The sequence below is a fragment of the Paenibacillus sp. 01L418 genome (assembly GCF_056400045.1).
This window is the reverse complement of sequence record NZ_JBFTSN010000016.1, coordinates 33,474-47,364: the sequence shown is the minus strand read 5'-3', so window position 1 is coordinate 47,364 and position 13,891 is coordinate 33,474. Positions and strand designations below refer to the sequence as shown.

The window sequence follows — 13,891 nt, the reverse complement described above, 5'->3', positions numbered from 1 at the left end:
ACCTTGCAGCATTGTCTGGCGTAGACCCTCAGCTTCATGAGGCTGCTATCGTCGATGGCGCAAGCCGATTCAAACGAGTGCTGCACATCAACTTGCCGACAATTGTACCGACCATCACCATTTTATTGATTTTGAACATGGGCAATATTTTGGGCGTTGGCTTCGAGAAAATTTTGCTGCTGCAAAATCCATTAAATATGGGGTCATCGGATGTCATTTCTACATTTGTTTACCGAACCGGGCTAGTAGATGCACAGTATAGCTTCTCTACAGCTGTGGGCTTGTTCAATTCAGTCGTGAATGCGCTTTTGCTTATCATGGTCAACAAAATTGCGAAACGCACAAGCGAAACCAGTCTTTGGTAGGAAGGAGGAGCAGAATCGTATGGTTACAGCAGTAAAAGAATCAAAGGGCGATAAGCTGTTTCTCATTTTGAACTATATTTATTTGCTACTAGCGCTAATCGTTGTGTTGTACCCGGTGCTTTATATGGTCAGCGCTTCGATAAGTGATCCGAAATACGTCAATTCAGGTGAAATGTGGCTGTTTCCGAAGGGGATTACGTGGGAAGGGTACAAGCTGGTATTCGATAACGCGAAAGTTTGGAACGGATATCTCAATACGATCATTTACACGGTCGTGGGTACGCTGCTCAATCTAGTCGTTACCTTGCCTGCCGCGTATGCGCTGAGCAGAACCGACTTCATCGGGCGCAAGCTGTTCATGGGCATCATTCTAGTTACGATGTTCTTCAGCGGAGGCCTTGTGCCAAGCTACTTATTAATTAAAAACCTAGGCCTCATTAACAGCATGGGTGCGCTTATTTTGCCAGTCGCTGCTTCAGTATGGAATATCATCGTGGCGAGAACCTTTTTCCAGTCTACGATTCCGAAGGAGCTGCAAGAGGCTGCACATATGGATGGCTGTACGAACTTGAAGCTATTTGTCCGTATTATTTTACCGCTATCCTCACCGATTATTGCGGTTATGGCTCTCTTCTATGGAGTAGGCCATTGGAATAGTTATTTCTCTGCATTGATTTATTTGAATGACGAGGCGAAATATCCGCTTCAAATGATTTTGCGTCAAATTCTTGTGCTGCAGGAAATGACAGCAGAGACTACGGGTGCCGCGGTTAGCGGTGAAGTAGCAATGGCGATGAATTCCAAGGCAGATGCGGCTTCTTTGGTCAAATATGCAGTCATTATTGTATCGACGCTTCCTATCATTGCCGTTTATCCGTTTTTGCAGCGTTACTTCGTACAAGGCGTCATGATTGGCTCTGTAAAGGGTTAGTTGCCTTGTTCGGAGCTTTTCCGAAGGACTTTGTGAGATAATGGACGAAGGAAATCATTCCTTCGCTTATTATATAGCATCATTTAAATAGTACAGAAGAAAAAAAGGGAGGATTTAAGAATGTACAAATCAAGAAAAGCAGCGTCCTTGCTGCTTGCAGGTGTGATGACGGTTACATTGCTTGCGGGCTGCGGCTCGAACGGCGACAAGGAAAAAGGAAATACGACTGGAGCGGGAGCAGGAGCAGCTGCAAACGTGAATAAGGAAGGTTTTCCAATCGTTAATGAGAAGCTTACCTTAACGCTAATGGCGCCGGACATCGGTATTCAGAACTGGAATGACATGCCGGTAATGGACGAAATGGAGAAATTGACGGGCATTAAATTTGAGTATTTGAATGCGCCTAGAGACAGCTTTGATACGAAAAAAAATCTAGTTTTTGCAAGCGGCGATTATCCTAATGTATTGTTTGGCGCAAAGCTAACTCAGGCTGAGGAGCTTAATTATGGTGGACAAGGCATTCTTATTCCACTGGAAGACCTTATTGACGAATATGCACCGAATGTGAAGAAGCTGCTTGAGGCTTACCCGGATATTCGCAAATCCATCACAGCACCGGACGGGCATATCTACTCCTTGCCAAGATTTGATTTAAACCAGCCATGGTACCGCAATCCGCTTTGGTATAACGGCGACTTTCTGAAAGCGCTTGATATTAAGAAAATTCCTGAAACAACGGAGGAATTGTACACTTATTTGAAGCGGGTCAAAGAAGAGGATCCGAACGGCAATGGCCAAAAAGACGAAATTCCACTCGCTTCCTCCTCGAAGATGAGAGATTTGCGGACGTGGATTCTAGGAGCTTTTGGCGCATATGAGGAAGAAATTTATGTAGATGACAAGGATGTTGTTCATTATACGCCTATGGAAGAGCCTTACAAGGCGTACCTGGAATACATGAATCGTCTTTGGAGTGAGGAACTGCTCGATCATGAGTCCTTCTCTCAAACGGATGATCAGAAGAAAGCAAAAGCTAAAAACAATCAAGTCGGATTGTTCTCGGAGTGGCATGCATACTTTACACTTGGCGGCGAGCCAGACACCGAAGATGTGCTGTTCAGCCCTGTGAAGAGCGATATGGTAGCAGCTCCTGCAATTGCAAAAAATAGAGGTTATTCAACAGGCGCCTTCGCCATTACGAGCAGCAACAAAGCGCCGGAAGCATCGATGCGTTGGGTCGATTATTTGTACTCCTATGATGGAGCAATGCTGTTTGACAAAGGACCTGAAGGTACGCTCTGGAAATACACTGACAAAGCTTCAATGACGAAGGAATGGCTGCCTGTTCCAGGCGGTGGAGATCGTGAGGAATACCGCTCAACACTTACGCCTAACTATGGTATTGCCGCGCCTATGGTTATTAGTGATGACCTTACAAAGGGCTTGAAAACAGAGTTCGATGAGTGGGTAAGCAAGGAAAATAAAGAAAAGCTGTTGGATCGCGGTGCAAGAGTTCCGTTTCCAGCATTGTTCTTAACTGCAGAAGAGTCGGCTGAGGTTACAAAGCTTCGCTCTGACCTGAGCACGTATGTTATGCAAATGGAAGCTAAGTTTATTACAGGTCAAGATTCGATTAGCGGTTGGGATAAATACGTTGGCACGATCAAGAAAATGGGTGGAGAACGGATGGCGGCGATTTATCAGACGGCATACGACCGCTGGAAAACGAGCTAACATCCAAGTAAATAAGCCAACTCTTGCACCGGAAACGGTGCTTAAGAGTTGGCTTTGATTATGAGCATGATGACAATGATGGGCTTTACTCCACATGGTGGACTTCGGGAGCATTAAGCTTACGGTATTGCCCTGGGGTAAGGCCTGTTTCTTTCTTAAATTTACGAATAAAGTTCGGTGTATCCAAGTATCCGACTTGCTCAATAATGTCTTTAAGTGGAGCATCGGTGCTCAGCAGCAGGCGCATGACCTCATCCATACGGCAGCGCGAAATATATTGTGAAAAGTTGAGGCCTGTTTTTTCTTTGAAGCTGCGGCTCAAATAGGAAGTTGAGATCGCGTATTTCAAGGCGATATGCTCCAGACTGAGCGTGTAATCCGCATATTGTTGATCCACGTACGCTACGATATCGTCCATTAAAGAATGCTGCTCGTTCTCGGTATTTCGTTCCACCTGGTCGCAAATTTGTTCGGCAAGCCTGTTCAGCTTTTGTTCGGTTTCTTCGAGTGTATCGAAGGTTGCCAAGGCAGAAATATGCTGAATAACGCTGTGCATGCCCATTTCAGAGGCTGCCCGCAGCAAGGCATTTAGCAGGTCATAGCAAAAGCAGCGCAGTAAGGATACCGATAATGACTCGTTTTTCATATCAAGGATGATGCTGCTAATCATTTGTCTGGCTACGATTGCGTTTCCTTGCTTTAAGCTTTGCTCTAGCTTGAGCAGCGATTTTTTGGAGATCCAGAAGGTCTCTGTATCAGGCGAGCTGAGCTCTGCCAAGTGTTCAAAGTAAGTGACGTGGCCATTACCGCCTGCCAATCGGAATTCCAGCGCGGTAGCCGCTTCGATAAAGGATTGATTAAGCTCTGCCAAATTCTCGTATGGCGTACCAACCCCTAGCGATGGCAGCAGCTGCGAGTTTTCCATAATCATGAGCTTTATGGACTCAACGATTTGTTCAATCTGCTCCTGCAAAGGTACGGACTCTGATGGTATAAGGCTAACCATGAACGCAAATTGCTCTGCTGGGGAGAACTCGATCCCATAAACTCGCGAATGGAGATCCGGCAGCTCCAATTCATGGAGCATTTCCTGCATCTGCTGGCGTTCCTGACGGGAATTTTCGCCCGTATTGGAAGCATTCCAAGCCAAAATAACAGAGAAATAATACCCTTGCCCCTGCGGAAGCTCAAGTCCTGCATCCAAGACTAGCTGCTCGATCTCTGGGTCGTCAGGCTTGCCATGCTTGAGTAGAAGCAGTAAGCACTGATTGCGAACATAAGGCACCTGTATATCTATTCGAGCATTATAATCATGAATGGTCTGCTTGATCCAATCCCATTCGTTGCTGATTTTTGCTGAATCTAATGCAGTGCTTTTGCTCTTTTGTTTGGCGAACTCCATTAAATCTTTAATGGGATGGTATTGACGCTTGGCCAATAACATAGCTGCGGCAATGCCCGTCAGTACGACGATGCTGAATACAAGTAGAATCAGAGTCTGAATGTGAACGACACGGCTGAAAAATTGATGGCTCGGCATTGCGGCGACGTAAGTCCATCCATTTTCTTGCGATAGCACAGCAACAACAGACTGCTTCTCGCCGTTCAGTGTCAGGCTGTGAATGCCTGGCTGCAAAGCAGAGAGGATAGCTAAGTCACCCTGCGGCATGCTTGCTCCATGATTATTGGCCGTCAGCATTTTGCCGTCCTGATCAAAGATATAGCTGCTGCCGGAAAAGTTGTTGAGGATGGAATCCATGACTCCGGTCAGCTTGGACTCTTCCATCAAATAGACAACGGTTCCATAAGGAAAAGGATCATTTGGCATAATCGGAACGAGCAGCGTAAGCATAGATTCCTTGCGGTAGTTAACGTTGACCTGCTCAGCAGGACGCATAATCGGACCTTTGGCTTCATTTAGGTCATGAAGTAAATCCTCTTTACTCACTTGATTAAACTGATAGGTTTGGCTGAATAAAACATCTACATTGGTAAGGCCGCGAGATGAGTAAATAGTGGAATCCTCATGGAAATATAGGAATAAATCTTCCAAAATGCTGCTGTTGGCTTTGTAGGTAGAAAGTTGACGAATAGCTTCCCAGCCGAAATAGGGATCACGAACCATATAAGGCGTTAATTGCTCGTCGTAAGCTATTTTGCTGGCGATTTCCTGAAGCTCTCTCATCCGGTCATCAATCGTCATTTTCACTTGATTCAATTGATTCACATTGGACTGTTCTATCTCTGAGCGAAGACCAGTGACTGCGTTTTCATAAACGAATATGGTAACTCCGGTCAAAGGGATTAGGAAGATAAGTATGTACGACAAGGCGTATTTTAGAAGTAAGCTTGATTTCAAATGATTCCAATTTATTTTGGCTCGTGACAACGAAGTTGACTTATTTGTGAGCTTTGACACGACTGTGTTCGCCTCCAGTACGTAATTGTAATCCATGTTCAATCATGACGCTTAGTCTTCCATTATGCAATAAATAGCGGATCATGGAAAGTAAAGATCCATAAACAATAGAGAAATGATAGGAGCGAGAACCATGAAAGCAGTACTATTTTATGACCCTACTTTTCCGTTAGACGGCTGTGCGCCAAATACAGAGGCACTTCAAAAGCTGAATAGTCTGTTTAAAGTAACCGATGCGGAAGGATTGTCAGCAGCTCTTAAAGAGGACGGGGTAGACTGCCTCGTTCATTTGCACGGATCGTATTTTCCGAAAGCATCATGGCCGGAAATACTCGCTTTTGTAAAGYGGGGCGGGGGATTGATTCATGCAGGCGGAGCCCCTTTTAAACAGCCGGTGAGCCGGGATGGCGAGCAGTGGGACGTCCAGCAGGAGATGACAGCGTACCATCAGGAACTATTTATTCATGAAGCGCTTGCTGTCGATCATACGCGCTCGACTGAATTGTGCCACAATCAGGAGCTGCCTTTGCTGCAGGGCAAGGAGCATTTGTTCACGATTGAACCTACGTTTGGCCTTATTTTGCATGTGACGCATGAGCGGGATCAGCTGAATCAGGCTACGGGCTCGCAGGGACCGATGAATGCACACATTCGTCCGCTTCTGAAGGGAATGTCGGCAGGCGGCCGGGAAGTATCGGCTCCTGTCGTTCTGATCGAGCATAACAAGGGCGACTTTGCAGGCGGACGCTGGTTGTTTGTGAATCAACAGCTGACTGACCGTTTCTGGTCGGGCGCAGGTGCGGATGCTCTTGCAGAATGGGCGGCATTTTGTGCGAGGGGTGTAACTGAGCTTTGGATTAAACCGAGCTACGCTGTTTATTATGAAGCAGAGAGACCGCATCTGACGCTTCAAGCACAGCAGATTAAAGCGGCATACGGCTATGAGCAAAGCAGCAAGCAAGAGAACTGGTCGATGGCTATTTCTATTTATAAGCAAGGAGAGGCTAAGGCGGTATGGGAGCATCAGTTGAGCGTGAGCGTTGGAAGCGAAATCGAGTATATGAGTTTTAGTGTACCGCTCGCTATTGAGCCGGGCTTGTATGAGATTGTATGTGAAGCCGAAGCTGAAAGCGGAGAAAAAAGAGTACTGCGGCAGGGCTTCTGGGGGTATGACCGCGATTTGCTGGAGAGAGGTACGCCGCTTGCAGTTGGTCGGGATTATTTTGAGAAAAATGGCGCTCCCTTCCCGATTGTAGGAATGACGTATATGACCTCGGATGTTGGCCGGAAATTCGTGTCTATGCCAAATGCCGCGATCTGGGATCAAGATATGGCGACGATGAAGGAAGCCGGCATCAACCTGATTCGTACCGGTTTATGGACGGCGTGGCGGCATCTTATGTTCGAGGATGGACATGCATCGGAAGAGCTGCTCAGAGCTGTAGATGCTTTTATTTTGACAGCGGCTAAACATGAGATTGAAATGACCTTCAGCTTCTTCGCCTTTGCTCCCGAAGCTTGGGAAGGCAAAAATCCGTATCTCGATCCAAGAAGCGTACAAGCACAAAAACGGTTTATTGCAGCGATCGTATCCAGGCATAAACACACGTCCAATGTACAGTGGGATTTGATCAATGAGCCTTCATTATTTGATCATATGCGCATTTTCTCAGGGCCTCGCTCCATGCATGATCCTTTTGAAAAAGCAGCCTATGTGAATTGGCTAAAGCAGCGGCACGCATCGATTGGCAAGCTGCAGGCGCGGTGGAATATGACGAGCACGGAGCTGCCGGACTTTGAAGCGATCACCTTGCCGGAGCAAACGGACATCGCGTTTGATATTCAAGACGTGAAGAAGCTGAAGAAAAACACGCGCTGGCTGGACTATACACGGTTTACGATGGATATGCATAACCGCTGGGTAGGGGAGCTTACGGCAACGATTCATGCCATTTCCCCGCGTCAGCTCGTGACCGTTGGCCAAGACGAGGCGCTTGGCATGGGGCCGCGTCCTTCCCCGCTAATTTATGCGGAAAGCGTAGATTACACAACCGTACACACTTGGTGGCTGAATGACAGGCTGCTATGGGACAGCGTATATGGCAAAGATCCTAGCAAGCCGACCTTGATTCAAGAAACGGGCATTATGTATGTGGAAATGCCGGATAACCGGGCGAAGCGTTCAGAGGAAGAGCTGAGGAACATCTTGGAGCGCAAATATGCATATGCTTTTGYCGCAGGCGGCGCAGGTGCGGTGCAGTGGCTGTGGAATACAAACTATTTCATGGACAACGTTTGCGAGTCGAATATCGGTGCACTGCGGGCTGACGGGACACAGAAGCCGGAAGCGGATGTATCCTATGATTTTGGCAAATTTATTGGGCAGATTTCGAGCTTGTTTGAGGAACGCCAGCTAGAGGAGATTGCGGTAGTGTTTCCTTACTCCAATGATTTTTCCAGCCGCCGTTTTGCATGCGAAGCGACAGGGAATTTAACTCGTGTGCTGGGCTACGAGATGAAGCTTCCGCATCGCGGCATTGGAGAGTTTCACTTGGAAACCTTGCAGCGCGACAAACCGAAGCTCATTATCGTTCCGAGCGCTCACAATTTCAGCGATGCTGCGCTGACGGAGCTGCTTGCGCATGTTGAAGCGCATGGAGGCACGCTGCTCTTCACCGGACCTATTGGGCTGGATGAATATTGGAAGCCAACCTCACGGGCGGAATCGATTGTAGGACCGTATCGTTTGAGCAATATATCACGGGAGGAAACGCTGCAAATTGGCGAGCATACCTTCAAAGCTTCTTTCGGAGGCAAGAAGATTGGCGAGCTGAACAAAGAAATTGCTTTGGACAGCAGCGGAAGCTATTCGGATGGCATTTCAACCGTTCGTACCGTAGCTCACGGATTAGGCAAAGTCATGTGGTGTCCGCTGCCGCTGGAGCTTAACGAGCGTACGGATACCCTTATTGCGCTTTATGAGGCTGCGCTGCATGAGGCTGAGGACTTGAAGCCAGGAATCGTATGGGAAGCAGGCGGAGACCACCCGGGGCTCTTTGGCAGCAAGCTGCAATTTAAGCAAGGAAGCCTGTATACTTTTATCTCGGAAGCGGGTACGGATTGTCCTGTTACTGTGCGTGACGCAAAAACCAACAAGAGCTACAGCTTCGTGCTGGAGAGTGAACGCTCGGTTCTATTTGCGACGGATTTGGAAGGCAATGTGCTGGCGTCCTATCGCGATATTATCGTATGAGCTTTGTAATGGGGTTAGCTTAGACAACTGCAATGTTTATCGAGAGGCTGCTTCAAAGGTAGATAAATCTACTTTTGGAACAGCCTCTGTTTCTTTTTAGGTGGTTGTTTTCAAAAAAACAGCTTCACTAATTTTAACTGAACGAGGTTAAACAAACATAAGCCTAGTTTCTAGCTCTATTTTTGATCAATGAGCTTGTTTGTTGAAAATAGGTCTATATTTTAGTTCTATTTTGGCAAAAACGTCACTTTATCAAGCTGATTTGCTGGTGATGTGGAAGTTTAAGACTAATTTCTAGCTCTATTATTGATTAATGGGCTTATTTGTTGAAAATAAGACTATATTTTAGCTCTATTTTCGTTGAAACGGTTTCATATCATACTGATATGCGGGTGATGGGGAAGTATAAGACTAATTTCTAGTTCTATTTTTCATCAATGGGATCGTTTGAAGAAAATAAGGCTATATTTTAGCTCTATTTTCCCTGAAACGGCTCTAAATCATGCTAATCTGCGGGTGACGAGGAATTTAAGGCTACTTTCTAGCTCTATTTTTGAACAGTGGGGTCGTTTGATGAAAATAGGACTATATTTTAGCTCTATTTTCGCTGAAACGTCTCCAAATCATGCTGATTCTCGGGGTTGATGAAGTTTAAGTCTACTTTCTAGCTCTATTTTTGATTAATGGGCTTGTTTGATGAAAATAAGACTATATTTTAGTTCTATTTTGGCTGAAACGTCTCCAAATCATGCTGATTTGTGGTGTTGATGAAGTTTTTAAGTCTACTTTCTAGCTCTATTTTTGAAAAATGAGCTTGTTTGATGAAAATAAGCCTATATTGCAGATCAATATTAGTTGAGAAGAGCAGGGGCAGATGAGAGCGTGCCGCATGGCTTTTTATCTTTTTGAATAGCACCTTCTTTTTGTGCATCGGTTCCTTTCTGTCTAAGAAGTTGCTTATTATGCACGTTTTCTACTTATGGTTTCGGCATAAATCGCTGCTATCGCAAATAAAATGGTAGATGGTGGGTGACAAGCTGAGGCGAGGCGGGGATCTAATGAACAGAAGAGGGATCATTAAAGGTTTGGCTATTGTTTTATTGCTGCTTGTAATCGTCTATATCGGAGTAGCGGCGATTCCGGATAAGCAGCTGGAACAGCTGTGGACTAGTGAGCAAGGAGAGATTATTGAGATAGCGATCGCAATTGGCATGATCGGGTTTGGGGCCCTGCTAATCCTGATTATTGTATTCGATCTGCCAGCTGGCAACAGTCACATAAGCAATCGCAGCCATGAAGTGGTTGAAGCCGCTAGAGCGAAGACGGAGTCAAGGCCAGAGGTTGCCGTAACGCCTGCATGGGAGCCGCCACCCGTCCCTCTAAAAACACCTTCAATCGAGCAGATCGTTGGAGCCGCAAACGCTGCCGCTGAGTTAATAACGAATAGCCGTAATGCTGTCATCACGATGAAGGTCATTACCGGTCATGCGCAGCATATTGGTGAGCGTGAGGAGCAGCAGGATGCTTATGGCTTCTCGTCACTCGAAGATGAAGAAGCTATTGAGCGTCACGGCGTGCTTGCTGTGCTTGCGGATGGCATGGGCGGCTATGCTATGGGGAAGGAGGCGGGGCAGCTTGCCGTGCAAACGATGCTGAATGAATATATATCAAAATCAACAGAGGAGTCTATCCCGCGGGCATTGGAGCAGTCGCTGCATCTTGCCAATCAAGCTGTATATGAGATGGCGCTAAGTCATGAACTCGAATGGAGTGTCGGAACGACGCTTATTGCGACCGTCATCCATCAAGGAGAGCTGTACTGGATATCTGCCGGCGACAGCCGTATTTATTTGTTTCGAGGCGGAGTGCTCATGCCGCTAACGAGGGATCATATTTATGCGAATCGGTTACGGGAGTATGTTTTGGCGGGCAATCTAACACAGGAGGAAGCCGAGTCACACCCGGAGCGCCATTTGTTAACAAGTTATTTAGGTATCCCTCGCATAACAGAAATCGATGCCAATCAAGAGCCGCTGCACCTTTTGACGGGCGATTTAGTTATATTGTGCAGCGATGGGCTCTATGACGATTTATCAGATAAGCTGCTGGATGAGGCGTCGTGCTTATATCCTCCGCTTGCCGCAGCGTTTATTTTGCAGCATGTGCTTGCAGAACAAAGGCCTTACCAGGATAACGCAACGATAGCCATATTAGCTTGTGTGTAGGTTTATGGTTAGAAACGCCCAGATAGTGGGTAGTATAAGGTAGGTGATATGAAGAAGGAGGTCTTTATAATGGATAATGAACATGATGTGCGGCATGCTAAAAGCCTAGCAACGGAAAAGGATATCGATCCTGATTTTGGTTTGTTTACGGAGGATGCGAGTGGCGCAGCTGTGCCTCATGCATCGGAGCTGCTGGAGAAGCAGCATCCCGATGCACACGTGCTTGAATCTCATATTCCTGCTTCGCTGGATAATCGTACGAGGCTGGACGACGAGGTCGATACGCCAGAGGAAATTTCTGAGGAGCTGGCTTCGGTGCCCGATGCGGATGTTATGGCGAAGGACAGTCCGATCGATCCTGCGTCTCCCGGTGAGGAATTCCACGGCATTGACCTATTGAATGGTGTCGGCAATCACCCTGAGGATGAGACGGAAGAGCTCTAACTACTGATCCGCATAGATTAGCTGGAGAATAAGGCTTCCATAATAGACGTCTATGTTGTATTCCATACAATATTGACGTCTATTTGTCGATTTAATACATGCGATAAGTACCTTCGCCAAGCGAATAACAAACATAACTGTTGTGCGATGATGATGATGCTTATGTTACAATAGAGGAACAAATGTTCTTTATGGGAGCGGTAGAAGGAAAATATGCTGATAAACGATACGGTCACGATATCGGTGAGAAACTTAGTCGAATACGTATTTCTGAGCGGCAGCATCGACGTAAGGCTAAATGCCATCGATACGATGCATGAGGGCACGAAAGCGCATCAGAGAGTACAGCTAACCTATGGTGAGCAGGATCAGAAGGAGGTCTATGTCAAAGCGGATATCCAGTTGGATGATCTGCTGTTTGTCGTGGACGGACGCTGTGATGGACTGCTTGGGACAGACCCGATATTGACCGTAGATGAAATCAAATCGACTGGCGGTGACTTGGATCGTATAGCAGAGGACGGTTATCCTGTCCACTGGGCGCAGGCGCTATTTTATGCCTACATGTATGCTAAGGAGCATGAACAGTCCGCAATGCGTGTACAGCTTACCTATGTGCAGACGAAAACAGAGGAAGAGCGGCGGTTCATGCGGGAAGTCAGCTTCGTAGAGCTGGAGCAATACGTTTATGAGATTACTGCGCGATATGCTCCCTATGTGCAGCAGCTCCGCAAGCATGAGCAGTTAAGGAATGAGAGCATTAAGGGGCTTGCTTTCCCGTTTGAGACGTACCGAGCAGGGCAGCGCAAGCTTGCCGGAGCGGTCTACAAATCAATTGAGGAAGGCGTTCGTTTGTTTGCGAAGGCGCCGACGGGTATAGGGAAAACCATATCGACGACCTATCCAACGATCAAAGCGATAGGAGCAGGCATGCTGCAGCGTTTTTACTATTTGACAGCAAGGACGACAACAAGAGCGGCTGCCGAGGACGCCCTGATTTTTATGCGCGAGAAAGGGCTGCATCTACACGCTGTGACGATTACGGCTAAGGATAAAATATGCTTCCAGGAGGAAGTCCGCTGCGAGAAAGAGCATTGCCCTTACGCGGAAGGCTACTATGATCGGATTAATGGGGCCGTGCTTGATATATTGGAGCAGGAAACGATTATGACGAGGCCTGTTATCGAAGCCTATGCCCATAAGCATAAGGTTTGCCCATTTGAATTTTCGCTGGATTTGGCGTATGCATCGGATGCGGTTGTCTGTGATTATAATTATATTTTTGACCCGCGCATTTCATTTAAGCGTCAATATGCGGAGATGAAGAAACGGACAGCGCTGCTGGTGGATGAAGCACATAATCTTGTGGATCGAGCGCGGGAGATGTTCTCTGCGGAGCTGACGAAAGCTCCGTTTCTTGCGCTGCAGCGAGAGTTGAAGGGTGTGCATAACGAGGGGTATCGCACCGCCAAGGCAATCAATGATTATTTCATCGCGCTGCGCAAAAGCAGCGATGGGGCGCCGCATTTGATTCAGCGGCAGCTGCCGGAGGAGCTGGTCGCATTAGTGGATGCGTTCGCGTCGGCTGCGGAACAGGCGATAGCTATAGGTGTTAGCGGAGACAGCACGCTGCTGGATACTTATTTTGCAGCGCAAAATTTTGTGCGGACAGCTAAGTTATTTGATGATCGTTATGTCGTCTATATCGAGCTTTCGAAGAGCGATGTTCGGCTTAAGCTGTTTTGCCTTGATCCCTCTCAATTGCTGCAGCAGGTCGGTAAGGGTTATCGCTCGCATATCTATTTCTCTGCAACGCTCTCTCCCGTCTCGTATTATATGGACATGCTGGGAGCGGGAGAAAATGATTATACGCTCGCAGTGCCGTCTCCTTTTGCGAAGGAACAGCTTGATGTAGTCATTAATCCGCTTTCTACAAGGTACCATGACCGCGATCAATCTAAGCTGCCGATAGCGAAGCTGATTATGGAGCTGATGAGTGAGCGGCCGGGTAACTATTTTGTATTTTTCCCATCCTACGCTTACATGAATGCTGTTTATGAGACGTATATGGAGCTGAAGGAATGGTCTGTTCCAACAGGAGCGGCCTCGGATGCAGAGGTACTGCTGCAAACGCCCGATATGGCAGAGGAAGAGCGGGATCGTTTTTTAGGTGCATTTCAGGCTGGGAGCGGGAAGTCCTTGATCGGTTTTGCGGTGATGGGCGGCGTGTTCTCGGAAGGCGTTGACCTCGTCGGAGACAGATTGGTCGGCGTTATCGTTGTTGGGGTAGGTTTGCCGCAGCTTGGTGTAGAACGCAATATGCTGAAGGATTATTTTAACGAGCAGGGCAAGAATGGGTACGATTATGCTTACGTATTTCCGGGAATGAACAAGGTGCTGCAAGCTGGAGGAAGGCTCATCCGCTCGGAAACCGATCGCGGCACACTCGTGCTCATCGACGATCGGTATTTGCAGTCCCAGTATCAACGGCTTTTGCCTGAGGAGTGGAAGGGATAATCA

Annotated in this window: 8 protein-coding genes; 7 read left to right on the top strand and 1 reads right to left on the bottom strand. The window is 47.2% G+C overall.

The window, feature by feature from the left end; genetic code table 11:
* The 3 genes from AC1DSE_RS04195 to AC1DSE_RS04185 all read left to right on the top strand — a co-directional run.
* Positions 1-365: ABC transporter permease subunit (locus AC1DSE_RS04195; protein WP_477527429.1), on the top strand; the 365-nt coding region annotated here is incomplete at its 5' end.
* A 19-nt stretch (positions 366-384) separates the two neighbouring features.
* Positions 385-1,296 carry a carbohydrate ABC transporter permease gene (locus AC1DSE_RS04190; protein WP_076266323.1) on the top strand — a complete coding sequence of 304 codons (912 nt, stop codon included), beginning with the start codon at positions 385-387 and terminating at the stop codon, positions 1,294-1,296.
* A 120-nt stretch (positions 1,297-1,416) separates the two neighbouring features.
* Entirely contained in the window at positions 1,417-3,030 is a 1,614-nt protein-coding gene (locus tag AC1DSE_RS04185) for an extracellular solute-binding protein (protein ID WP_477511253.1), read from the top strand.
* Between the two features lie 85 nt (positions 3,031-3,115).
* Here the strand turns inward: AC1DSE_RS04185 and AC1DSE_RS04180 are convergent, their stop codons facing one another.
* A complete protein-coding gene (locus tag AC1DSE_RS04180; protein WP_477511252.1) occupies positions 3,116-5,449 on the bottom strand; it encodes a helix-turn-helix domain-containing protein in 2,334 nt (777 codons plus the stop codon).
* A gap of 133 nt (positions 5,450-5,582) precedes the next feature.
* Here AC1DSE_RS04180 and AC1DSE_RS04175 point away from each other — a divergent pair, with 133 nt between their 5' ends.
* The 4 genes from AC1DSE_RS04175 to AC1DSE_RS04160 all read left to right on the top strand — a co-directional run bounded on the left by AC1DSE_RS04175 (position 5,583) and on the right by AC1DSE_RS04160 (position 13,888).
* A complete protein-coding gene (locus tag AC1DSE_RS04175; RefSeq protein WP_477527428.1) occupies positions 5,583-8,702 on the top strand; it encodes a beta-galactosidase in 3,120 nt (1,039 codons plus the stop codon).
* A gap of 1,058 nt (positions 8,703-9,760) precedes the next feature.
* The gene (locus AC1DSE_RS04170; protein ID WP_477511250.1) at positions 9,761-10,927 is read left to right on the top strand and encodes a PP2C family protein-serine/threonine phosphatase; all 1,167 of its coding nucleotides are present in this window, start codon (positions 9,761-9,763) and stop codon (positions 10,925-10,927) included.
* A 69-nt stretch (positions 10,928-10,996) separates the two neighbouring features.
* The gene (locus AC1DSE_RS04165; RefSeq protein ID WP_477511249.1) at positions 10,997-11,371 is read left to right on the top strand and encodes a hypothetical protein; all 375 of its coding nucleotides are present in this window, start codon (positions 10,997-10,999) and stop codon (positions 11,369-11,371) included.
* A 219-nt stretch (positions 11,372-11,590) separates the two neighbouring features.
* Positions 11,591-13,888 carry a helicase C-terminal domain-containing protein gene (locus AC1DSE_RS04160; RefSeq protein ID WP_477527430.1) on the top strand — a complete coding sequence of 766 codons (2,298 nt, stop codon included), beginning with the start codon at positions 11,591-11,593 and terminating at the stop codon, positions 13,886-13,888.
* Positions 13,889-13,891 lie beyond the last annotated feature (3 nt).